This window comes from Pseudochrobactrum sp. B5, from assembly GCF_001939785.1.
Taxonomy (GTDB): domain Bacteria; phylum Pseudomonadota; class Alphaproteobacteria; order Rhizobiales; family Rhizobiaceae; genus Pseudochrobactrum; species Pseudochrobactrum saccharolyticum.
Window position 1 is genome coordinate 300,840 of sequence record NZ_MOYL01000002.1, and the last position, 22,899, is coordinate 323,738.

Consider the following 22,899-nt stretch of genomic DNA (forward strand, 5'->3'; position numbering starts at 1 on the left):
TAGTTTTCAAAGAGATTATTCATGGCAATTTTTACCGGTATCGCATCTGCGATAGGCGGCCTGATGGCTTCTACCTTTTTGTCAGGGGCGGTCGGCAGCTTCTTGCTTAAAGCCGCCGTTGGTATCGGCCTCAATCTGCTTGCGCAATCCATTGCAGGCAAACCGCAGGAACCGGTATTTTCCATCAATGGCAGCCTGCAAGCCGGTGGTGACCTGCCGCGATCCTTCCTGATCGGGAGAACGTCAACAGCCGGTTCTCTGGTCTGGGTCAACACATGGGGGCATGACGGCGATACACCAAACGCTTATCTGACACAGGTTATTGCACTGTCTGATCTGCCGGTCGCTGGCCTGCGGGAGGTTTGGGTCAACGGTCAGAAAGTGACCCTTGATTACAATACGCCGGATATGTCGTGGGGTTGGCAGGTAAAAGAATATCGCAACGATGGTGATAATCTTTGGGTCAAATTCTATGATGGTACCCAGACTGTAGCTGATAGTTTTCTGGTCAATACCTGCTCCAATCAGAACCGCCAATGGGATGTGAACCGTGTCGGTCGTGGTGTGGCCTATGCCATTGTGACGGCGCGTGTCAGTAAGCAGATGTTCTCCGGTATTCCGAATTTCAAATTCGAGCTGGATGGCTTCAAATTCTACGATCTGTCAAAAGATAGCACCGCAGGCGGAAACGGTTCGCATCGGTGGTCTGATCCGTCCACATGGGGTGGTGATGGCGATCATCTGCCAGCTGTACAGGAATATAACCTGCTGCGTGGCCTCCGCTGGAATAATCAGTGGTTCTATGGTGTGCAGGGCATGTCTGCTGCGCGCCTTCCAGCTGACAACTGGATCAAGGCCATTAATAAGTGCCGTGCACCTATTTATGGGGCAAATGGCTTAGAGCCGACCTATCGGGCTGGTGGCGAGATCACTATTGATGCGCCTCTCGCAAATGCACTTGAAGCATTGAACACGTCCTGTCAGGGGCGTATCGCGGAAGTCGGCGGTTTCTATCAGATGTTTCTGGGCAGCCCCGATGCGCCGGTCATTCATTTCACCGATGACGATATTCTCTCGACCGATGAGCAGACATTCACCCCGTTCTTCGGTCTGTCGGATACGATCAATGGTGTCTCCGCAACTTATCCGTCCTTCACTGACGGTTGGGTGATGAAGTCCGCGCCATCCTTGTTCCGTACTGATCTGGAAGCCTTGCACGGCAACCGGCGCTTGATGGCTAAAGTTGAACTGAACTTTGTGCCATATGCTGAACAAGTGCAGCGGCTTATGAAGTCGGCTCTTGAAGAGGGCCAGCGGGCGCGGCGGCACACTCTGGTCATTCCACCGAAATTCTGGGCGTATGCTGTGCCTGGCGTTATATGGGCATGGACTTCCAAGCGCAACGGTTATGTCAATAAGCTGATGCGGATTGATGGCTCGGTTGACCGTGCCAATCTTGATGTTTTGGCCGATATGACTGAGGTTGATCCGTCCGACTATGATTGGGAAAGCGGCTCGGATTATCGCCCGCCGGTTGACGGGGCAGTTGGTGCAATGCGTCCGCTGCCGACACCCATCTTCGATTTTGCTGTTACACCAGATATTGCACAGGACAGTAACGGCAATAATCGCCGGTGTGGCATTCGATTGGTCTGGGATGGTGAAGTGACCGGCGTTGATACGGTTATGTTTGAGGTGCGTCTCAAATCATCGCTGGCTGAAATCTATAAAGGCCGAACTGAAGATGTAGAGCGCGGGGCGCTATTGATTGCTCCAGGCATTCTTTTGCCGAATATGCTCTATGAAGTCCGCGCACGTTATTCATCCTATGATGGCATTACGCCCTTTGTCTGGTCTGATTGGATTGAGGTGCGCACTGCGGATATCCGTTTCGGTCCACTTGATATTTACGCTATCAATATTGAACAGCTTAATAAGGACATCAGCGATGTTCTGAAAGGTTTGGGAGAGACAGATCGGTATGTTCAGGAGGAGTTGGATCGTATTGGTGCGCTGGCAGCTGAGCAGGAAGCTGGCAATGCCGGTATGTTCAAACTGCTACGTGAAGAAGCGGCGGTCACTGCGGGCAATCTAAAGGCAGGTTACACAAGGCTTGTTTCCGTTTCCATCGGTCCCGGCAGTGCAATTGCTTCCCGTATCGAAAAGCTAGAGGCAAAAGTTGATGAGGATATTGCTCAGGCTGTTAGCCAACTGACAACGCGTATCAATACAGTTGGCGATACTGTTGAAGCTCAGGCTGAAGCAATTACCCTGCTCACTGCTGATGTCGGCAACTTCTCCGCTAATGGGCTGATACGCATTACCAGTGAAGCGACAAGTGGCAGTGCTTTGTCTCGGATTGCTTTCAGTAGTTACGTAGAAGCTATGGGGCAGACTGCACAGGCTGCGATGTGGTTGGAAGCCTTCACAGGCGACGACGGCCAATTGTTGAGCCGGATCATGACGAACTCGGATCAGTGGATTGTAACCAATGGTGTGAACAGCATGGCGCCAATGACGTTCATTAATGGTGAACTGACCCTGATGGTGGCAAAAATCAAAGAAATCATTTCAGGTCTGATCCGCTCACCTGACAGCAAATTCGTCATTAATCTTGATGAGGGTTTTTTGAAGGTGTCTGACTGATGAGTACAAGACTGCACTTAACAAAAAATCATCTGGTGGTTTCAAAACAGGGATTTGACGCGGACAATCCATCATTGGCCGAGGGTGACAAGCTCTTTGACAGTGATTGGTTGTTCTCCAGCACTATTGTGGAAGTTGGTCTGCATATTGATCAATCCAGTTATAAAATGGATCCACCGCCGCAGAATTTGACCCGTTGGGATGAGCAAACGGATTGGTCTGCGCCGCAGATTATCAATTTTCAGCCATTGGATTATGTTCCGACAGTATTGTTAATCAGTCTGTCTGATCCTCGGTATTGGGGCAATCATGGCATGGTATTGTTGGGCGCTCAGCCTCTCATCAATCGGCCAAGTGATTATTGGCGCACGGGCGAAATAACCGTCACCAATAGTCGCATAACAATCCCGCGAATTCGCAACCCTTCTGGTTATTATCGGGAGAGCTTTATTTATCTGGTGATGGGGATATGACATGGATGAAAATATCCTTATCGGCAAGAACGGTAATCAGCATGGCATCTGGGTAGCCAAGCAGGGCAAAACCGTACAGCAGGGCGGCCAGATGTTGATGTCATCTGTCCAAGACATGCTGAAAATCCATGCGCAAGGTTCTGTTCCGTCATTCGGCTATAATGAATCGCAAGGATTATGGCGGCATCAAATTGAAGTCCCATTTCAGGAGCTTCCGTTTATTCCGCTGGCATTCATGGGCTTTAAATCTTCCGCCGCTGAGCCGTTTCAATTCCCGCCTGATCTGAGCGGTATTGTGGCTACGCAATCATTCGGCGGGAATATTGGCTTAGTAAACTTTATGCCTGTTGTTGGCATTTCTCACAACAAACTGACTTTTAGGGGCTGGGTGCCTCAATATGAATGCCGGTTCAATTATACCGTCTTCTTAGTCAAGCTACGTGAGAAGTTCTGATGGCGGGGCGGGTATTGTTCCAGCGTGGTGCCAACTTTAAATTCCGCATTTCCAAACCCGGAAAGGACGTTGATAGCACTGATCTTTTTGACTTTGTGCTGCATGAGGGGATCGGCACTGTTGCTCCAAATGTAACAGGCTCGGTTCAGGTGCCAGCAAATAGCAATGTGCTCATTCCATTCGGACGCACCTATCAGCAGCCGGCACTGATTATGCTTAAACCGTCCGATGGTGTTGTCGCGTTTCTATCGCAATTTGAAGCCCGTATTCAAAGCGATATGGCTTCAATGAGGATTTACAACAAAACCGGCACAACGCGCTATGTCACCTATTACGTCTATTGGAATTCGATAGGCGGTTGACTTTCCTTACTTCACTCACAGCAATCACCCGCTTTGTGCGGGAAGGAGAACGCATGTCTGCAACACAGACCAATATCACTCCACCAATACAAATTCACCCGCTGGCTGAACTGCATGAAACGGCGTTTCAGCTTGGCATTATCCGTCAGCGTAATCTGATTTTGGCTTCAGAAAATCTAATGATGAAAGAACGCATTCAAGTTCTGGAAGCGGAAAACAAAGAACTGATTGCAGAGCGTAAGGAAGGGGCAGATTAATGGCTATTCGTCCCGACTGGATGACCGGCACGCTTAATCTCGTTGCCGGAACACCTGACTTCACCACAACAGGCTCGGCATTGCAGACCGCAGCCATTCAGGCCGGTGATGCAATTATCACCGCAACAGGCTATGTGCTCATTATTGCTGAAATCACTGGGCAGAACAGCGGCCGGTTATTTGATAATTGCCCTGTGGCAGCTGCCGGTGACGGGCAACCCTTGCGGGTTCGCTATCAGCCGGATGGTAGCCGCGTGCAGGCTGCTGTTCGGATGATGAGAGATCTGCTGACCACAGGTAATCTTGAAGCATTTGCCGGTCTGGTTGGCGAAGAAGATGCAGTACCGGTTTTTGTTGGACCAGGTGTTATGAAATTGGTGCCGAAATCAGAATTCGGACCCGATGATACCAAAGGCAATCTGGCCACTCTCGCTGCAATGGAGAATATTGCAAATCTCACAGAGCTTGCAGCGATTGCGAAAGCCAATGATCAGTTCATCATCATGGGGGCGGACGGCACAATTACGCTGAAGTCAATCAAGAGCATGACTGATGCGATAGCCGAATATGCGACTGCAATTGACGAAAAGTATACACTACCCGCAGGCGGTACTGAGGATCAACTGATTGACGGCGCGGGTGCGCTTACTGCGAAGTCTGATCTACCAATTTCACAGGCAACGCAAAGTGCGTTGGACAGCAAAGCAAATGCAGCGGCAACGCAAAGTGCGTTGGACAGCAAAGCAAATGCAGCGGCAACGCAAAATGCACTTAATGGAAAGGCAAGTTTGTCAGGTGCTGACTTTACCGGAGCTGTAAGCGCAATCAGCGCCACTATTTCAGTTAAGGGGAGTATTCCGGCGTATTACTTACAGTCCTCTGCAGCAGCATACGCATATACAATGTCCGCAAATATATCCGATACGGTATACGGGAGTTGGCGCGTTCAAGCTGGCTTCAAAGGAGCCGTCCTTTTGGAGTGCTACGGTTCTGATAACCGCGTTCACATACCAGGGGCTTTGTCAAAGGGCAGCGGCACTTTCCTGATTGATCACCCTCGTGATCCGGCGAATAAAAACCTCCGTCACGGCTTTGTTGAAGCTCCGGAGTACGTGAATATTTATCGTGGCGTTGTCCGTCTTGTTAATGGCAAGGCAGCTGTCAATATCGATGACTATTTCGGAATGATGCCGGGTACTTTCTCGGCATTGAATGCCGATATCATGATTTCCTCAACGCAAAATCAGGAAGGTGGAACGGTCGTTTGGCCTGATGGCAAGATGGCGGGTGGCATATTGAATATCACCTGTGCTGATGAATCCTGCAATGATGAAATCGCTTGGATGGTTACAGGGCGGCGAAAAGATGCTTTCGTCCTTAACCTAGACCCGAATTGTGAGCGCGGCACTGGTCGTTTCATTCCTGAATTTGATAAAGAGGATTAATCTATGAATACTGTGACAGTGCTTGACCAAAGTCGTGTGGGTAAAAAAGGATTCCCCATGCACTCGGCAGCGTTTCCAGAGATAGCGCTGCCTACCAAGGAAATACCGGCCAGTGAAGCCACGCCGGAACAGGCTGTTGATCCAAAGCAGGCACTGATGCTCTACGCTGCAGATAAACGCTGGCAGAAAGAAACGGGCGGGTTTGAATTTAACGGCCTGCACATTGCTACCGATGACCGTTCAAAGATCATGATTGCCGGTGCGCGTGAAGCGGCGAAGGGCAATCCAGATTTTACAACGCCTTGGGCGACATCAACTGGCGAGATTGCATTGTTGGATGCAGCAAAAATCATTGCAATCTCTGATGCAGTCGGAGCGCATGTAAACAACGTCTTCGGCATTTACGCGCAGGTGCTGCCGCTAATTCTGGATGGCACAATAACCGATCAAACTCATATCGACACTGCTTTTGCCTGACCGGCAATAATCGCTCCCGCCTGAAAGTCAGGCACAATCACAGGAAAATTCAGATGGATAAAACCGTGCCAGCTGGCGCGGCGATTCTGCTTGACTTCATTCGTAAGACTGAAGTCGGGCGGACTGATCGCGCGTCTTATGATGTTATCTATGGTCACAATCAAGATAAACTGCCGAAACCAATCACCTCAATGACAATAGGTGAACTGGTGGATGCACAGGCCAGCTTTACCAAGCGGTTCAAATCATCGGCCTCCGGTGGTTATCAGTTCATGCGCAAGACCCTGCAGGATTTGTCGCGTGAGCTGCGTCTGAACGGGCGGCAGATTTTTGATCCGGATTTACAAGACCGCCTCGGCTATCACTTGCTTAAGCGCCGTGGCTATGAAGAGTTCGTGGCCGGTACAATCTCCGCGGCTGAATTTGCCAATCAGCTGGCAATGGAATGGGCTTCGTTTCCGGTACTTACCGCGACGAAAGGAGCGCACGGCCAGCTAAAGCGCGGCCAGTCATATTATGATGGTGATGCTCTCAATAAGGCTCTGGTAAGCCCGGAAGCGATTGAGGTGGTTTTGCGTAAGGCAAAAACTGCAGGCAACGGCTTGGCCGTACCGGTTCCTGAAAAGACGGAAGCGGAAACGCCGCCGCTTGAGGCTGAAAAGACAAAACCAGTTTCTCATTCAAAGCGTTTTTGGACATGGCTGACAGCTGCGGCGCTTCCAGCTCTTGGATTGTTGGATTGGCGGGTACAGCTGGCTTCCGTGGTTGTGGTGGGCGGTATCGCGGCATACGCGATTTACTCAATGCCGTTTGTGAAATCCAAAGTCGAAAAACTTTTTGAGGGGCTCTGATGCAGGGGCGGCTCCAAATCATTATGGCTGTGCTGGCCGTGGGTTTTGTTGCACTCACGGGTGCTGTTCAGCTTGGTAAATACAAAGAGCGGCAACGCGGGGCAATTAAGCAGATGCAGAGTGATATCCGCGCTGAGCGGGAGAGGGTGAAGGATGATGCTAAAACGCGCTATCTATCGGACTATGATTTCTGTGTTCAGTCTCTTCGCCGTCGCGGGGTGCAACCCACAGACTGTGAGCAGCTGCGCGGGTTGGCGGAAGAATGATCTTTCCGCTGCTGGACTGGTGGCACTGACAAAGGCTGACCGGCCAGCAGCAGAACGGGTGGAAGGTAATGATCAAAATGGAAAACGGCAGGGGTGCTGGTTATGAATGGTGCTATCGAATGGACGCAAATATCTTCATTACTAGTAATAGGTGGCTCTGTAGTTGGTGTATGGTATCGTTTACAGCAACAAATTAATGCTAATCGAGCTTATCATGAACGACAACATGCTGCATATCAACTTCATGTTGCAGAAAATTATGTCACAAGACCTGGTATGAATGAACAGACAGAACGAATGATGCGGGCTATTGATGGACTTGATGCAAAAATAGACCGCATGAATGATAGATTGGATAAAGTGTTTCAAACACGCTGATTTTCACTACGGCAGTGTATGGGGGTTATGGTTTCATGGCCCCCATTTTGTTTGTTAATCCGTGCCAAATGCCTTTTAACATCATCCGAATATGATCCACTCGGTTCTCAGTAAATAAACTATAAAAAACAAACTTTCTTATGAGCTTTATCCCATCAACTATTTTCCAGTTAGTTTTTAGCCAGTTTTGTTTGTAAAGCCAAACTGCATTTCTGAAATGATAATAGTGGCGCAATGGTGAGTGGACTGGAATTTTTCGTCCCCAAAATATAATTGGATTGTCTCCAAGATCATGCTGCATGTAAGCAGAGCATACGCCATAAGATTGATATCCAAGCTTTTGTGCTCTTAGTCCCCACTCAATGTCTACGTAGTCAATAAAGAGCTCCTCACGCATCCCACCAACATTATCGATTGTTTCGATTGGAATAAGAGAGCCCGATGATATTAGATAGTCGACCTCAACAATCTCACTCTCACAATTGCATTGATGTCTGGTTAGTTTGAGACCTTCTACCTTGATAAATGGTGGAGGGTTTTTTTGACGCGGATCTTCATATCGAACTCCAAGGCAAGCGATTTTTATTCCAGCTTTGCGTTTTTCTACGGCTGCTGAGTGGAGCTTCTTAACCATATCTGAATGTGGAAGGCTATCTTGATCAAATAATAGCACATAATTACTGTTGCTATTTCGGGCAATTTCGATGCCGACATTATGTGCTTTCGCAATGCCAAGATTTTGCTCTAATGGTTCAAATATGATTTTATTTGTGAAGTTATTAATAAAGCTACACACATCATTTTGTGAACCGTTATCGACGATAATGGTCTTATGTACTTGCGGCAAAATAGCATCTAGAAGCTGGGCCAGAGCTTTAAAGTCAGGATTATAAGTTACGATAATTGCAGCTATTAGGTCTGCTTTCTGGTCTGGCTCTATTGTCATTCTGCGCCTTGATTGTGATTCCCATGGTGTTCAACTTATAGCATAGATAGTTGTAAATGATGATGTGCTGAGGGGTGCTTTCAGAGTATCATTCTCAAGTCTGTTTTGCTAATAGCGTGATATCTAGGTGCTAATGTCATCAAAGCCAATTCCAGAATGCTTAGGGTTTAAGTCAATTGCATAACAAGAAAATAGCATTGTTGAAGAATGAGTTGTCGGGTGCTGCCACGCGAATGAATTTCGCTTTGCACTTGGCTTGGAGTGATACGCAAGCACGATATCGCAGATCCGTTCTTGGTCCGTTATGGCTTGTTATTGGTACATTAATTGGCGTTGGCGGCTTGGGATTTGTGTGGAGCGCATTGTTCGAGGTTGATCGAGCGACCTTTATTCCGTCATTGAGTATAGGTTTGGTGACTTGGATGTTTCTGAGCGGCAGCGTAGTTGAGGCTGCGGCTGTGTTTTATGGAAACCGAGGATTAATTCTAAATGTTCCCGTTTCATCTCTCTTAGTTTCCATTTTGCTGTTGTTTCGACAGATTATAAATTTTGGTCACAACTTTATAGTCGTCATTTTAGTAATGATGATTTATCCGGAGCATTTATCTTGGACTGCCTTGCTATTTATTCCTGGATTTTTATTAGTATGTCTGAATCTGCTGTGGATTATTCAATTTATTGGTTACATCGGAGCGCGGTATCGTGATCTTGCGCCACTTTTAGCGGCTATTATGCAGCCGTTATTCTTTATAACGCCTGTTTTGTTTCGCCCAAGTCAGCTTGGAGCGAAGGCCATAATAACTGATTTGAATCCTTTTACTTATTTATTATCCTTAATCCGCGACCCGATAATGGGAGTGGTTCCTTCACTATTTACGTGGTGCGTTGTGCTTGCGATGACAGTGCTTGGTTGGTCCGCAGCGCTTGCAATGACGGTTTCGAAGCGCCATCGTTTGGCATATTGGGTTCATTAAAATGGCTATAATTGAAGTTCAGAACGCAACTGTCGAATATCCCCTATACCAGGGGAATAGCATGTCATTGCGTAATACCTTGGTAGCGGCAGGTACAGGTGGAATTATATCGCGCGGTACCAGTAATATTATCACAGTTAAAGCTTTGGATGATATTAGCTTTACATTGAATGATGGCGATCGCGTTGGATTGATTGGACATAATGGTGCCGGTAAATCGACTCTGCTTCGCACATTAGGTGGAATTTATGCGCCTACGGCTGGAAGTGTATGTGTTGAGGGGCGTATTTCAACTATTTTCGAGCTTGGCGCGGGGTTGGATGCTGAGTTGTCTGGCTATGAAAACATCATTCGTATGGCTATGTTTCTCGGAGCGACTAAATCGCGGGCGCGAAGCTTCATTCCGGACATTGAGGAATTTACAGAGCTGGGTAACTTTTTGGCAGCGCCAGTTCATACCTATTCAGCAGGTATGTTAACTCGTCTGACCTTTGCAATTTCAACAGCTATTCAACCAGAGATTTTACTGATTGATGAAGTTCTGGGGGCAGGGGATGCTTCATTCCAGGAAAAAGCCAAGGCGCGAATGGAAAATGTAATTAAATCGGCAAGCATTTTTGTATTAGCATCACATTCAACAGAAATGATCAAACTTTATTGCAATAGAACACTGCAGTTTGAACATGGTAAACTTGTTGAAGATAAATATCTTTGATTAATAGTTATATTCGGTTGAAATTTATACTTAATAGGTTGCGCTGTGTATAATAATGAAAAAATCACAATATTATTAGCAACGTATAATGGTGAGTCTTTTTTAGAAGAGCAGCTCAAATCGCTCAATAATCAAACTTTCAATAAGATAGATATATTAGTAAGCGATGATGGCTCTACAGATAAAACACTCAAAATACTTGATGAATGGAGCAGGAGATGGAACAAAGGCAGTTTTACAGTTGTTTTTGGGCCGAGGAAAGGCTTTTCAGAGAATTTTCGCTTTCTTATTAACTCTTTAGATGCGCAAGATTCATTGGTTGCTTTCAGCGATCAGGATGATATTTGGCATGCCGATAAATTGGGTAATGCATTTAAACAGCTTTCAGCTGTAGATCTAAAAGCGCGGGCTATGTACTGCAGTCGTTCGCGGTTAATTGATGTTCAGGGGCGTGCTTTAGGATATTCGCCGTTATTTCGCAGAAAGCCTAGCTTTGGTAATGCATTGGTTCAAAGTTTGGCCGGTGGGAACACAATTGTGCTTAATTCAGCGGCATTTAAGCTGCTACGCGAAAGTGCTAAGCGTACATGCTTTTTTAGTCATGATTGGTGGTGTTATCAAATCATTATGGGAGCTGGTGGACATGTAATTTATGACAGTGTTCCGCAAATTGATTACCGGCAACATGGAAATAATGTTTTTGGTCGTAACAAAGGTGTGCAGGCCATGTGGCATAGAATTGTCGCATTGTTTTCGGGTGATTTCTCAGAATGGATTGATGTTAATCTGCATGCTTTGGAAAAATGCCAAGACCTATTGCTTATGAATAATGTTGACTTAATCAACAAATTTAAGGTCGCACGTAAAGGCAATATCGTAAAACGTCTATTATTTCTGTTTAAGAATGACATAAAACGTCAAACGTATATTCCTAATATTGGTTTATATGTATCGGCATTAATGGGTAAATTGTAAAGCGCCGTAACTGGTGTAAGGAGAGTTGGTTGAAGGGAATAATTTTGGCAGGAGGTAGCGGTACTCGCTTGTATCCTCTCACTTTGGCTGTTTCGAAGCAAATACTGCCTGTTTATGATAAGCCGATGATTTATTATCCGCTAAGCACTCTTATGTTGGCGGGTATTAGAGAGATTTTGATTATCTCTACTCCTCGCGATTTGCCCGCATTTAAGGAGCTCCTCGGTGATGGGTCTGAGTTTGGTATAGAGCTATCTTATGCAGAGCAACCGCAGCCGAATGGCTTGGCGGAAGCCTTTATTATTGGTCGTGAATTTATTGGCAAAGACAAGGTTGCAATGATTCTAGGCGATAATATTTATTATGGCGTTGATCTACCTCAGATTTGTAAAGAGGCTATTAGTCAAGAATCTGGAGCAACAGTTTTTGCATATCATGTCGATGACCCAGAACGTTATGGCGTTGTAGCATTTGATGCACATACAGGTGTTGCTCATTCGATTGAAGAGAAGCCAACCTCACCTAAATCAAATTGGGCTGTAACAGGGCTTTATTTTTACGATAATGACATCGTAGATATTGCTGCTAGCATCAAGCCATCTGCACGTGGTGAATTAGAAATTACCACCGTAAATAATATTTATATGGAGCGCGGACTTTTACGTGTTCAACGTCTAGGTCGTGGTTATGCATGGCTTGATACAGGGACACACTCTAGTCTTCATGAAGCCTCATCTTTTGTGCGTACTATTGAACATAGGCAAGGTATGAAGATCGCTTGCCCTGAGGAAATCGGCTTTGAGATGGGCTATTTGAAAGCGGAAAAAGTTTTGGATCGTGCTGCTAAACTTGGGAAAACCGAATATGCAGACTATCTGAAGCGCCGTGTTGTGCAGGGGGTACATTGATGTTGGAAGTGAATGATTTAGGTCTCGGTGTATTGGAAATAATTCCTGCACGCTTTGGTGATGATCGTGGGTATTTCACTGAGACTTATAATAAGAATAAGTTTCAGGCTCATGGAATTTCTATGGAGTTCGTTCAGGACAATCAATCATATTCCGCTAAGAAGGGTGTTCTGAGAGGCTTGCATTATCAGCTTGAACCTCATTCGCAAGACAAGCTTGTGCGCGTTTTGCAGGGGCGAATTTACGATGTTGCTGTTGATATTCGCCGCGGTTCAAGCACATTTGGTAAATGGGTTTCATTGGAAGTGACGGCAGAACGTGGCAATCAAATTCTAGTGCCAAAAGGTTTTGCTCATGGCTTCTTGACGCTCGAAGAGCATACAGTTGTCTCTTATAAGGTCAGTGGGTATTACTCTGCTGAATGTGATCGTAATATTCGTTATGATGACACAAATTTGGCTGTAGAATGGCCGGAGTTAGGCGTTGAATACCAGCTTTCGAATAAGGACTCTGTAGCACCTTATCTGAGCTCAGCCCAGGTATTTGAATAAACATTATTGGCGGAGCCTAATTGTTATGAATATTTTAGTTACCGGTGGAGCAGGATTTATTGGTTCTGCTGTTTGTCGCTTGCTTGTGCAAAATCCAGAAAACAAAGTTATAAATATCGATAAACTGACTTATGCTGGTAATTTACAATCACTGAAAAGTATCGAGAATTTTCGTAATTATAAGCATTACTGTGTAGATATTTGTGATGAGCAAAAAATACTATCGATATTAAAAGATGAAAATATTGACAAGATTATGCATTTGGCTGCCGAAAGCCATGTGGATAGATCGATTGATGGGCCTGCGGCTTTTGTTGAGACAAATGTTGTCGGAACATTTCGCATGTTGAGTGCTGCATTAACTTATTGGCGCGAATTGCCGACTGATAAAAAAGTGGACTTTCGTTTTCATCACATTTCGACAGATGAAGTTTTTGGTGATTTGCCGTTTAATGAAGGTATCTTCACTGAAACAACGCCATATGCACCTTCATCTCCATATTCTGCATCTAAAGCGGCTTCAGATCATTTTGTACGTGCTTGGCACGAGACCTATGGTTTACCTGTGGTTCTGTCGAATTGCTCTAATAATTATGGACCATTTCATTTTCCTGAAAAACTTATTCCACTGGTTATTCTTAATGCCCTTCACGAAATCGAGTTGCCTATATATGGCCAAGGAAACAACGTAAGAGACTGGTTGTTCGTTGAAGATCATGCCAAGGCTCTTGAGTTAGTCGTAACGCAAGGGTTTATTGGGGAGAGTTACAATATTGGTGGTCGGGAAGAGCGCACCAATCTCTCCGTTGTTGAGACTATTTGTGATATATTAGATATGAAACGTCCAAGAGCTAGCGGGAAGAATTATCGGGAGCTGATCACCTTTGTTACAGATCGTCCTGGTCACGACCGTCGGTATGCTATTGATGCTGCTAAAATAGAGGCAGATCTTGGGTGGAAGCCGACGGTTACCTTCGAGCAGGGGTTGGAAAAGACAATCGATTGGTATCTTGATAATGAGTGGTGGTGGCGGCCAATTCGTGAAAAAACATATACTGGTGAACGATTAGGGCAGGCATAGTTTTGTTATGAAAATTGCAGTTACTGGCAAAAATGGTCAGGTTGTACAGAGTTTGCTTGCAAGGGACGACGATGGTTTTGAGATTATAGCTTTAGGTAGGCCAGAATTGGATTTGGCTGCGCCTGAGACTATCTATCCTGCTCTAGCTGCTGTTCAACCGGATCTAGTTATATCTGCAGCAGCTTATACCGCTGTTGACAAAGCTGAAGATGAACCTGATTTAGCTTTTGCAATTAATGCTATTGGTGCTGGTGCTGTGTCGAAAGCTGCAGCTAAATTAAACATACCTATTATTCATATATCTACGGACTATGTTTTCGATGGTACTGCTGAGTGCGCCTATGTCGAAAGCGACATGCCAAATCCACAAAATGTGTATGGCATTAGTAAGCTTGAAGGAGAGCGCTTAGTAGCTTTAAATAATCAAAATCATTTAATACTAAGAACTTCTTGGGTTTATAGTCCTTTCGGAAATAATTTTATGAAAACTATTCTGAGATTGTCAGAGAATCGTAGTGAAATACAGGTTGTTTTCGATCAAGTTGGTAATCCAACTTCCGCATTGGAAATTGCATCTGCTATTCTCCATGTTTTGAAAAATCATAAATTAAATAATTCCTTTAATGGATGGGGGGTGTATAATTTCTCAGGTGGTACTTCTTGCTGTTGGGCAGATTTTGCTGAAAGAATTTTGAATCTCTCTGTTAATAAAAATGAAATTCAATGTCGTATTGTTCACATTCCTTCAGAATCCTATCCTACAAGAGCAAAGAGACCTATGAATTCAAGATTGTCTAATGCGAAGTTCAATAATTCTTTTAATTATAAGTCTTTATCTTTAGATGAAGCTATTAGAGATGCTTTGCCTTAAATGCTTGAATTGGATTTTTGAAATTTTTTAATGATCAGCAATATAATTTTGATTGATGGAATTTAAAATGCGGAATGTTGATGTTGTATCTACTGTTGTAGAGGTGGAGACTTCGGCGGTGCTTACGTCTGATAAGAATACTGTAGTTGTTATCATACCTTATTATAATGGTTCTAAATATATTGAGCGTGCTGCGCAAAGTGTATTAAACCAAACAATTAAAGCTACTGAATTCGTAGTAGTTAATGATGGCTCAACAGTTGAAGAAACCAACAAACTAAATGAAATCGCTGCAAAGATGGGTTTTCAGGTACTCCACAAAGAGAATGGTGGGCAGGGATCCGCTCGAAATTGGGGGGTTAAGCACTCGAATTCAAAATTTATTTCTTTTTTGGATCAGGATGACTTCTATCTTAAAACTCATATTGAAACACTAATCAAAGGTGTTGAGCAGGATGATCCTCACTTTGGTTGGGTTTATGCTGACTTAATGGAGGCGGATGAAGAGGGTAATATTGTAAGGAGTGATATGGTTACATATCATAGTTCACACCCAAAACGTTTCATTAATGATCTGATTAACTCTGATATGCATGTTTTGCCTTCTGCGTCTCTAATAAGTCGGGATGCTTTTGAAGATGTTGGAGGATTTGATGCGCAGTTTATGGGGTATGAGGATGATGATTTGTTTATGCGCATATTCCGAAAAGGATATACGAACTATTTCATTCCCAAAGCAGTTACAGTCTGGTGCATTAATACAAATAGCACTTCATATAGTATAAGAATGAGCCGTAGTCGCCTTAAATATATTCAAAAGCTGTGTGCGACATTCTCAGATGATCCAGATCGAAGCAGGTATTACATTCGTGACCTTGTAGTGCCGAGATTTACTAATTTGGTGGTAGGGGAGGCATATAAAGCTATTATGCCAGCGACGACTCCACAAGAATTAAAAATGGCCGCGCATAAAGATGAATTAATATCAATTATGAACGAGTATATACAAACTATACTTGCAAATACCGTATTGCCGAGGCGAAGTAAAATTAAACTGATGCTGCAGTCAAAAATTATAAATACTCGGAATCCAATATTAATGAAATCGTCAATGCTAATGTACAAATTTATTTATTCTTTGAAAAGTACTTTCAGGTTTCGTTAAATAAAAATGGCACCATCATGGGTGCCATTTTTCTTAAGCTTAGACCTAACTTATAATATATGCAAAGAAATCAGGCCCTTGCGATCCTTTATGTGTATGATTAGCGGAGGCTATGGTTTGCACGAATTATTTGGCTAATCTGCGGCATCGTTCCAACCATGCAAAGTACTCTCTATAAGCCATCTGCTTGGTAGGACCTCACAACGTTCAATGCCATCAAACCGCCTGATGGTTTCAAGCGAAATTTCCGACCTTTTTCAACTTGCCATACCGTTTTTCCCCTGCTCAGCCACCATCTGCAAATATATGACGCAAGCATGGCCACGGTTTGAGTATGGCTTTCAAAGCGTCAGGCGCTCTATCACGATCCTGCATACCAGTAAAATGGGTCGCCAAACCATCCAGCAAAACTAGGGTATCAACCATGATGTAATGCTTGCGTCCTTTGCTATTTTTACCCATGTCAAAGCTATATATTCCGCTGCTTTAGCCGACTGGCTATCTATGACGCCTGTCGAGAGGCTGGGCCTACTTGTGGGCTTATTGGCCAGTTATCTCAAGCATGTTATTGATGGCACGCAATATGCCGTCATCTCGCTATCGAGAAATATTTTTGCATATTGGATAACGGTAGGAAATCCGTGGGTAACAAGCTGCCATGAGCCACCCGATGAAGCAATATAAAGAAGCCCATTCACTACCTCTCGCAAATCCGTCATATGGGAAGGTCAACGTATTTGGATACTGGCGACAGAGATTCATTAATAGACCACTCATCATTCGTTAAATCACTTGCATAGCGTGAGCTGTAGCGATCATATTTTTGGCGAGTGGTGTCAGCTCAGGCCATCATGATCTCCATCTACATCAGAAATCTTATTGAACCATAACCTGCTGTAATCTCTCTACTCTTTTTGGAGAGCGCTTTTAGGGTGAGGGAGAGATGTCGAAAAAGACAAATAAATTAAATAGCCGCATATTAGGTGAGGGCATTATAATCTGATGATTTGAGTAATTTTTCTCATTACGGGCGATACCTTAATTACCGACTTTTTGTGATCAAACTTTGTCTAAATAAGACACCTGCCATCATTTGAGAAAGTCCAATCAAGACTTTGTCTTCCTCTCAAAAACAGCGATAATGCGTTGGGGAGGAGTGCCGGATGAATACAGGTGTTAATTCGAATAGATCTGGTTCCAAGCCTTTATGGCAGCCATCGGCACAAAAGATTGCTGAGGCAAATCTGACCGCTTTTACAGCAAAAGCACGGAGTATCAGCGGCTTACCTCTTGAGACCTATCAGCAATTGCATGACTGGTCTGTTGAGCGGCCGGAAGTGTTCTGGCCTCTGATATGGGATGAGTGCGGTATTATCGGCCATAAAGGCGCTCGCATTCTGATTAATGCCGACAATATGCTGGCAGCGCGGTTCTTTCCCGATGCAAAGCTGAATTATGCTGAAAATCTGCTGAAAAAAACCGGTAGTGATGATGCTCTGGTGTTCCGTGGTGAGGATCGTGTCCGTTCACGTTTGTCCTGTGATCAGTTGCGGGATCTGGTCTCGCAATTACAGCAGTTTATGCTGGCGCAGGGTGTGCAGGCGGGGGATCGTGTGGCAGCGATGCTGCCCAATATGCCGCAAAGCATTGCCGCTATGCTGGCCTGTGCTTCCATAGGTGCTGTCTGGTCGTCCTGTTCGCCTGATTTCGGTGTACAAGGTGTGCTGGATCGTTTTGGGCAAATATTGCCCAAGCTGTTCATCACCTGTGATGGCTATTGGTATAATGGCAAGGCGCAGCCAACCGGTGAAAAATTAGAACAAATTGTGCCGCAACTACCGTCCCTGCAAGCGGTGCTGATCGTTGATTATCTGGGCACTGCTGAAGCCGTTTCCCGTGAGATTCAAAATGGTACAACGGCCAAATGTCTGACTTTCGATCAGGCCGCAGAACAATTCACACCATCAGAATTGCAGTTTAGCCAGCTGCCTTTTGCCCATCCGCTGTTTATTCTCTTTTCATCGGGCACCACCGGCATACCAAAATGTATTGTCCATTCTGCTGGGGGCACCTTGCTGCAACATGCCAAAGAACATCACTTGCATGCGGATATTAAACAGGGCGACCGGCTGTTCTATTTCACGACCTGCGGCTGGATGATGTGGAACTGGCTGGTCTCGGGACTGGCTGCAGGCGCGACCTTGCTGCTTTATGACGGATCGCCGTTTTATCCCGATGGCAATGTACTGTTTGATTATGCGCAGGCCGAAAACATGACCCATTTCGGGACTTCTGCTAAATATATTGATGTTTTGCGCAAAAGCGGGCTGGAACCTGCAACCAGCCATCATCTGCCGCATCTGCGTGCTGTGTTTTCTACCGGATCACCACTTTCACCGGAGAATTTCATCTATATTTATCAGTCTGTTAAGCAGGATATCCACCTTGCTTCCATCTCCGGTGGCACAGATATCGTATCCTGTTTTGTGCTGGGCGTGCCGGTTCTGCCGGTATGGAGCGGAGAAATTCAGGGTGCAGGTCTTGGCATGGCTGTTGAAGTCTGGGACACGGACGGCACGTCGTTGATGCATGGCAAAGGCGAGCTTGTCTGTACCAAACCTTTTCCTTGTCAGCCGATAGGGTTCTGGAATGACCCGACTGGCGAAAAATATCGCTCGGCCTATTTCGAGCGTTTTGCAAATGTTTGGTGTCACGGTGATTTTGCCGAACTCACGGAACATGGCGGCATCATTATCCACGGACGTTCTGATGCCACGCTTAATCCGGGCGGTGTGCGGATCGGCACCGCCGAGATTTATAATCAGGTCGAGCAAATGCCGGAAATTGCCGAAGCAATCTGCATCGGCCAGAATTTTGCAGATGATGTGCGTATTGTGCTGTTCGTGCGTCTTGCCGCGGGGATTGAGCTTGATGATGCCTTGCGAGAACAAATCAAACAACGCATACGCAGCGGCGCTTCGCCGCGCCATGTACCGGCAAAAATTATCGCAATTGCCGATATTCCACGCACGAAATCAGGAAAAATCGCTGAAATCGCGGTGCGCGATGTTATCCACGACCGCCCGATTAACAATCGGGAAGCACTGGCCAATCCCGAGGCATTAACTCTTTATGCAAATCTGCCGGAATTGCAGATTTAGCCCCCTGTCTGGGACTTTTTTCTGAAAGCGCTTGGTGTTTCATTCGTGCGGGTGCGAAATGCACGGGAGAAACTTTTTTCATTGCTGAAACCGGCAAGGAAGGCCACGCGTTTGATCGGATGCGTTGAGCGTGTAAGTAGCTCTTTTGCACGTTCCGTCTGCACTTGTTCTTTCAGCGCGCGCAAAGATGTTCTTTCTGCGCTGAGGTGTCGATGCAAACTGCGTACTGACAGGTTGAAGACACTTGCCACATCCTCGGCCACAGGAAGGCCGTTTTTTGCCATGCGCAACAGGCGCCGTACCTGACTTGTCAGCTGATGTTCGCTTTTATAGGGCAGAACAGTGAGCGGCAGAGCGCGTTTGAGCATGCTGTTAATCGCAGCCTCATCCCGTTGCAGCGGGCGTTCTAAAAATGCTGCATTGAATTGAATACGCGCGATTGAGGCTGAAAACTTTAGCTTTGGTGAAAACAGCTTGGGATAAATATCGACATGTTGTGGCGCTGCATAGGGAAACTCAGCGGTTGTCAGCGGTATTCTCTCGTCGATAGCCCAGCAGGCAAAGCCTAAAACATAGCGCAGCAATGTCACGAGGCAGAACTCGCGATAAGCCCCGAGATCCCGCGCCTCAGTGATGCTGATCGAGGCAATGCCATCGGCAATATCCAGATTAAGCAGAACATCGTCCGTGAGCAGGCGATGATGGCGCTTCCAGCGATGCAGGGCAATGCCAAGCGTTGCGGCACCAAGGGAGGCGCGGCAAAGCATGCCATAGGTGCCCCACGGTAATTTGCGGGAAAACCAACCCAGAGCTTCATCATCAAGCTCTTGCATTGCCTCCCAGTTCAGGTCTTCAAACTGATCCGGTGTGACGCGTTCGTTCTCGTTGGCAAGGCTCTCTGGCGGAATTTGTGCCTTTTCCAGTGCTGCGGCAGGATCTGCCCCATATTTTGCATAGGCCAACAAAATACAGCGAACAAAGGCCGCAGGGATAACCGCAGCTGCTTTTCCTGTGTGAGATGAGGCCAAAATTTGATCCGTCATGACCGTATTTTGTAGCCAAATGGCCGATTTTGCAACCTGTCTGGCCAGTCAGATACCGGCTTATGGTACAACATAGGCAAACTGCAAAACGGTTTGGGAGGACTGTTGTTGATGACGCCAAGCCTTGACTTCCTTTTGGGAGAGGAAATCGCCCAGCTGCGGGATAGTGTGCGTGCATTCGCTGAGGCAGAAATTGCGCCCCGCGCGGCATATATCGACAGCAGCAATCAATTTCCTGCCGATCTGTGGAAGAAGTTCGGGACTATGGGATTGCTCGGCCTCACTGTTCCGGAAGAAGACGGCGGCACCGGCATGGGCTATCTTGCGCATATTGTGGCGATGGAAGAGATTTCGCGTGCTTCCGCCTCTGTCGGCCTGTCTTACAGCGCCCATTCCAATCTTTGCGTCAATCAGATTTGCCGCAATGGTAGTGCCGCGCAAAAAGCTAGATACTTGCCCAAGCTGATTTCAGGGGAGCATGTCGGTGCTTTGGCAATGTCGGAGCCGGATGCGGGCTCTGATGTTGTGTCAATGAAACTACAGGCGCAGAAGCAGGCAGACCACTATAGCCTCAACGGCTCGAAAATGTGGATTACCAATGGCGGCGATGCAGACGTATTGGTTGTCTACGCAAGAACCGGTGCCGGCAAAGGGGCAGAAGGCATCACAGCCTTTCTCGTCGAAAAAGGCATGGTCGGTTTCAGTCATGGTGCGCATCTTGATAAGCTCGGCATGCGCGGCTCAAACACATTCCCGTTGTTCTTTGACAATTGCCTTGTGCCTGCGGAAAATGTGCTCGGTGGTGAGGGCAACGGCGTTAAAGTTCTGATGTCGGGGCTTGATTATGAGCGCGTGGTTCTGAGCGGCGGGCCGCTCGGCATTATGTCTGCCTGTATGGATATCACGCTGCCTTATATGCATGAGCGCAAGCAATTCGGCCAGCCGATCGGCGATTTCCAGCTCATGCAGGGCAAGCTGGCCGATATGTATTCCACATGGCAGGCCGTGCGTGCCTATGTCTATGCTGTTGGCGCGGTATGCGACCGCAATGACCATTCCCGAACCCTGCGCAAAGATGCGGCAAGCGCCATTCTCTATGCCGCAGAAAAAGCGACATGGATGGCCGGAGAGACAATCCAGACACTCGGCGGTTGCGGCTATACGAATGATTATGCCGCGGCACGGCTGTGGCGCGATGCCAAATTATACGAAATCGGTGCAGGGACTTCAGAAATCCGCCGGATGCTGATCGGGCGGGAATTAATGGCTGAAACCAGATAATCGGGGCATGGATATGAGTGTTCTGAAAACTGCTCTCAATGTGCATGGTGAGGAGTTTACAGCTAATCAAGCTGCCATGCGCTCTCTGGTGGAAGAACTGCGTGACCGCAGCCAAATTGCCTGTGCCGGAGGCGGGGAGGTCGCATCGGCACGGCACAAAGCGCGGGGCAAATTGCTGGCGCGGGAGCGCATTGATCTGCTGCTTGATGCCGGTACGGCTTTTCTGGAAATCGGACAGCTTGCCGCAAATGGTCTTTATGACAATGATGCGCCGAGTGCCGGTCTTGTGGCCGGTATAGGCTGCGTTTCAGGCACGCAATGTATGATTATCGCCAATGATGCGACGGTTAAAGGCGGCACCTATTATCCGCTCACGGTCAAAAAACATCTGCGTGCGCAGGAAATTGCCGAGCAAAACTATCTGCCCTGCATCTATCTGGTGGATTCCGGTGGTGCTTATCTGCCGAGACAGGATGAGGTGTTTGCTGATCGTGAGCATTTCGGCCGGATTTTTTATAATCAGGCGAATATGTCGGCAAAAGGCATTGCGCAGATTGCCGTGGTGATGGGATCCTGCACGGCAGGCGGTGCTTATGTGCCTGCAATGTCGGATGAAACAATCATCGTGCGCAATCAGGGCACCATCTTTTTAGGCGGGCCGCCACTGGTCAAGGCAGCAACCGGTGAAGTGGTCACAGCGGAAGAACTGGGTGGTGCTGATGTGCATACAAGCCAGTCCGGTGTGGCCGATTATCTTGCGGAAAATGACGCTCATGCGCTGGCAATCGCCCGCCGGATTGTTGCCAATCTGAATATCGCGGCAAAACCTGATCTGCTCAATGGCGGTGAAGAACCGCTCTACCCGTCTGAAGAACTCTACGGTATTATTCCTGCAAATCCGCGCCATCCATATGATGTCCGCGAGGTGATTGCGCGGCTGGTTGATGGCTCACGCTTTGACGAGTTCAAGGCGCGGTATGGCGCGACGCTTGTGACCGGTTTTGCGCAACTCTATGGCGCAACGGTCGGTCTCATTGCCAATAATGGTATTCTGTTCGGTGAATCCGCGCAGAAAGGTGCGCATTTTATCGAGCTTTGCGCGCAGCGGCATATTCCATTGGTTTTCCTGCAAAATATCACCGGTTTTATCGTTGGGCGAAAATACGAGAATAACGGTATTGCCAAAGACGGCGCAAAGATGGTGACGGCTGTGGCAACGGCTCAGGTTCCTAAAATCACCATGCTGATCGGCGGCTCTTTTGGTGCAGGTAATTACGGCATGTGCGGCAGAGCTTATTCGCCGCGCTTTCTGTGGACATGGCCGAATAGCCGCATTTCAGTGATGGGTGGTGAGCAGGCAGCAAGCGTGCTCGCCCGTGTGCGGCGTGATGCCTTGGAAGCGCGCGGAGAAAGCTGGAGCCTTGCGGCTGAAGAAGCGTTTCAGGCGCCGATCCGCGAGCAATATGAAACGCAGGGCAATCCCTATTATGCAACAGCCCGCCTTTGGGATGACGGCATTATTGACCCCGCCCAAAGCCGCCGCGTTCTCGGTCTTTCACTGGCTGCTGCGCTGAATGCTCCGGTGAAAGAAACCAAATTCGGTCTTTTCAGAATGTGAG

General features: G+C 46.8%; 24 protein-coding genes. 21 read left to right on the forward strand and 3 right to left on the reverse strand.

All coding sequences use genetic code 11. The features are described from left to right. Positions 1 to 21: 21 nt before the first annotated feature. The 10 genes from BKD14_RS07990 (at position 22) to BKD14_RS19085 (ending at position 7,609) form a co-directional block, all read left to right on the forward strand. A complete protein-coding gene (locus BKD14_RS07990; RefSeq protein WP_075655072.1) occupies positions 22 to 2,646 on the forward strand; it encodes a phage tail protein in 2,625 nt (874 codons plus the stop codon). Continuing rightward, positions 2,646 to 3,119 (forward strand): hypothetical protein, encoded by a 474-nt coding sequence (locus BKD14_RS07995; protein WP_075655074.1) that lies wholly within the window; start codon positions 2,646 to 2,648, stop codon positions 3,117 to 3,119. Before BKD14_RS07990 ends, BKD14_RS07995 begins: the two co-directional genes overlap by 1 nt. Before the next feature lies 1 nt (position 3,120). Further along, on the forward strand, positions 3,121 to 3,573 hold the full coding sequence (locus BKD14_RS08000; protein WP_022711849.1) for a hypothetical protein: 453 nt from the start codon (positions 3,121 to 3,123) through the stop codon (positions 3,571 to 3,573). Further along, positions 3,573 to 3,935: a hypothetical protein gene (locus BKD14_RS08005; protein WP_075655076.1), complete on the forward strand. Its 363-nt coding sequence runs from the start codon at positions 3,573 to 3,575 to the stop codon at positions 3,933 to 3,935. Before BKD14_RS08000 ends, BKD14_RS08005 begins: the two co-directional genes overlap by 1 nt. 53 nt (positions 3,936 to 3,988) lie before the next feature. Next, a complete protein-coding gene (locus BKD14_RS08010) occupies positions 3,989 to 4,192 on the forward strand; it encodes a hypothetical protein (RefSeq protein WP_022711847.1) in 204 nt (67 codons plus the stop codon). Further along, positions 4,192 to 5,637, forward strand: a complete 1,446-nt coding sequence (locus BKD14_RS08015; protein WP_075655078.1) for a hypothetical protein — start codon at positions 4,192 to 4,194, stop codon at positions 5,635 to 5,637. Before BKD14_RS08010 ends, BKD14_RS08015 begins: the two co-directional genes overlap by 1 nt. Before the next feature lie 3 nt (positions 5,638 to 5,640). Then, complete coding sequence (locus tag BKD14_RS08020; protein ID WP_083646930.1) at positions 5,641 to 6,114, forward strand: DUF4376 domain-containing protein; 474 nt, start codon at positions 5,641 to 5,643, stop codon at positions 6,112 to 6,114. Positions 6,115 to 6,167: 53 nt separating this feature from the next. Next, entirely contained in the window at positions 6,168 to 6,965 is a 798-nt protein-coding gene (locus tag BKD14_RS08025) for a hypothetical protein (protein ID WP_075655082.1), read from the forward strand. Beyond that, on the forward strand, positions 6,965 to 7,231 hold the full coding sequence (locus tag BKD14_RS08030; RefSeq protein ID WP_075655084.1) for a hypothetical protein: 267 nt from the start codon (positions 6,965 to 6,967) through the stop codon (positions 7,229 to 7,231). Before BKD14_RS08025 ends, BKD14_RS08030 begins: the two co-directional genes overlap by 1 nt. A gap of 102 nt (positions 7,232 to 7,333) precedes the next feature. Beyond that, positions 7,334 to 7,609: a hypothetical protein gene (locus BKD14_RS19085; RefSeq protein WP_022711843.1), complete on the forward strand. Its 276-nt coding sequence runs from the start codon at positions 7,334 to 7,336 to the stop codon at positions 7,607 to 7,609. A 25-nt stretch (positions 7,610 to 7,634) separates the two neighbouring features. Here the strand turns inward: BKD14_RS19085 and BKD14_RS08035 are convergent, their stop codons facing one another. Beyond that, positions 7,635 to 8,555 carry a glycosyltransferase family 2 protein gene (locus BKD14_RS08035; protein ID WP_075655086.1) on the reverse strand — a complete coding sequence of 307 codons (921 nt, stop codon included), beginning with the start codon at positions 8,553 to 8,555 and terminating at the stop codon, positions 7,635 to 7,637. A 233-nt stretch (positions 8,556 to 8,788) separates the two neighbouring features. Here BKD14_RS08035 and BKD14_RS08040 point away from each other — a divergent pair, with 233 nt between their 5' ends. The 8 genes from BKD14_RS08040 to BKD14_RS08075 all read left to right on the forward strand — a co-directional run bounded on the left by BKD14_RS08040 (position 8,789) and on the right by BKD14_RS08075 (position 15,795). Further along, the gene (locus BKD14_RS08040; protein WP_139316361.1) at positions 8,789 to 9,529 is read left to right on the forward strand and encodes an ABC transporter permease; all 741 of its coding nucleotides are present in this window, start codon (positions 8,789 to 8,791) and stop codon (positions 9,527 to 9,529) included. A 61-nt stretch (positions 9,530 to 9,590) separates the two neighbouring features. After that, the gene (locus BKD14_RS08045) at positions 9,591 to 10,244 is read left to right on the forward strand and encodes an ABC transporter ATP-binding protein (RefSeq protein ID WP_245293597.1); all 654 of its coding nucleotides are present in this window, start codon (positions 9,591 to 9,593) and stop codon (positions 10,242 to 10,244) included. Between the two features lie 45 nt (positions 10,245 to 10,289). Next, positions 10,290 to 11,219, forward strand: a complete 930-nt coding sequence (locus tag BKD14_RS08050) for a glycosyltransferase (protein WP_075655090.1) — start codon at positions 10,290 to 10,292, stop codon at positions 11,217 to 11,219. A 29-nt stretch (positions 11,220 to 11,248) separates the two neighbouring features. Further along, the gene (gene rfbA, locus BKD14_RS08055) at positions 11,249 to 12,127 is read left to right on the forward strand and encodes a glucose-1-phosphate thymidylyltransferase RfbA (RefSeq protein WP_075655092.1); all 879 of its coding nucleotides are present in this window, start codon (positions 11,249 to 11,251) and stop codon (positions 12,125 to 12,127) included. Then, a complete protein-coding gene (rfbC, locus tag BKD14_RS08060) occupies positions 12,127 to 12,678 on the forward strand; it encodes a dTDP-4-dehydrorhamnose 3,5-epimerase (RefSeq protein ID WP_075655094.1) in 552 nt (183 codons plus the stop codon). Before rfbA ends, rfbC begins: the two co-directional genes overlap by 1 nt. Positions 12,679 to 12,703: 25 nt before the next feature. Then, positions 12,704 to 13,759, forward strand: coding sequence for a dTDP-glucose 4,6-dehydratase (gene rfbB, locus BKD14_RS08065; protein WP_075655096.1), 1,056 nt, complete (start codon positions 12,704 to 12,706; stop codon positions 13,757 to 13,759). A 7-nt stretch (positions 13,760 to 13,766) separates the two neighbouring features. Beyond that, positions 13,767 to 14,630: a dTDP-4-dehydrorhamnose reductase gene (rfbD, locus tag BKD14_RS08070; protein ID WP_075655098.1), complete on the forward strand. Its 864-nt coding sequence runs from the start codon at positions 13,767 to 13,769 to the stop codon at positions 14,628 to 14,630. Positions 14,631 to 14,697: 67 nt separating this feature from the next. Further along, a complete protein-coding gene (locus tag BKD14_RS08075) occupies positions 14,698 to 15,795 on the forward strand; it encodes a glycosyltransferase family A protein (protein WP_083647004.1) in 1,098 nt (365 codons plus the stop codon). Between the two features lie 285 nt (positions 15,796 to 16,080). Here BKD14_RS08075 and BKD14_RS19295 read toward each other — a convergent pair whose 3' ends face one another. After that, positions 16,081 to 16,257, reverse strand: a complete 177-nt coding sequence (locus BKD14_RS19295; protein WP_175576080.1) for a hypothetical protein — start codon at positions 16,255 to 16,257, stop codon at positions 16,081 to 16,083. Between the two features lie 701 nt (positions 16,258 to 16,958). Between BKD14_RS19295 and BKD14_RS08080 the strand changes: the two genes are divergently transcribed. After that, on the forward strand, positions 16,959 to 18,956 hold the full coding sequence (locus BKD14_RS08080; protein WP_075655100.1) for an acetoacetate--CoA ligase: 1,998 nt from the start codon (positions 16,959 to 16,961) through the stop codon (positions 18,954 to 18,956). On the opposite strand, the gene BKD14_RS08085 is transcribed toward BKD14_RS08080, so the two are convergent. Continuing rightward, positions 18,953 to 19,984 carry an AraC family transcriptional regulator gene (locus BKD14_RS08085; RefSeq protein WP_245293598.1) on the reverse strand — a complete coding sequence of 344 codons (1,032 nt, stop codon included), beginning with the start codon at positions 19,982 to 19,984 and terminating at the stop codon, positions 18,953 to 18,955. The two genes, BKD14_RS08080 and BKD14_RS08085, sit on opposite strands and share 4 nt — an antisense overlap. A gap of 123 nt (positions 19,985 to 20,107) precedes the next feature. Between BKD14_RS08085 and BKD14_RS08090 the strand changes: the two genes are divergently transcribed. Both BKD14_RS08090 and BKD14_RS08095 read left to right on the forward strand, forming a co-directional pair. Further along, entirely contained in the window at positions 20,108 to 21,280 is a 1,173-nt protein-coding gene (locus tag BKD14_RS08090) for an isovaleryl-CoA dehydrogenase (RefSeq protein ID WP_139316362.1), read from the forward strand. A 13-nt stretch (positions 21,281 to 21,293) separates the two neighbouring features. After that, complete coding sequence (locus tag BKD14_RS08095) at positions 21,294 to 22,898, forward strand: carboxyl transferase domain-containing protein (RefSeq protein ID WP_075655751.1); 1,605 nt, start codon at positions 21,294 to 21,296, stop codon at positions 22,896 to 22,898. Position 22,899 lies beyond the last annotated feature (1 nt).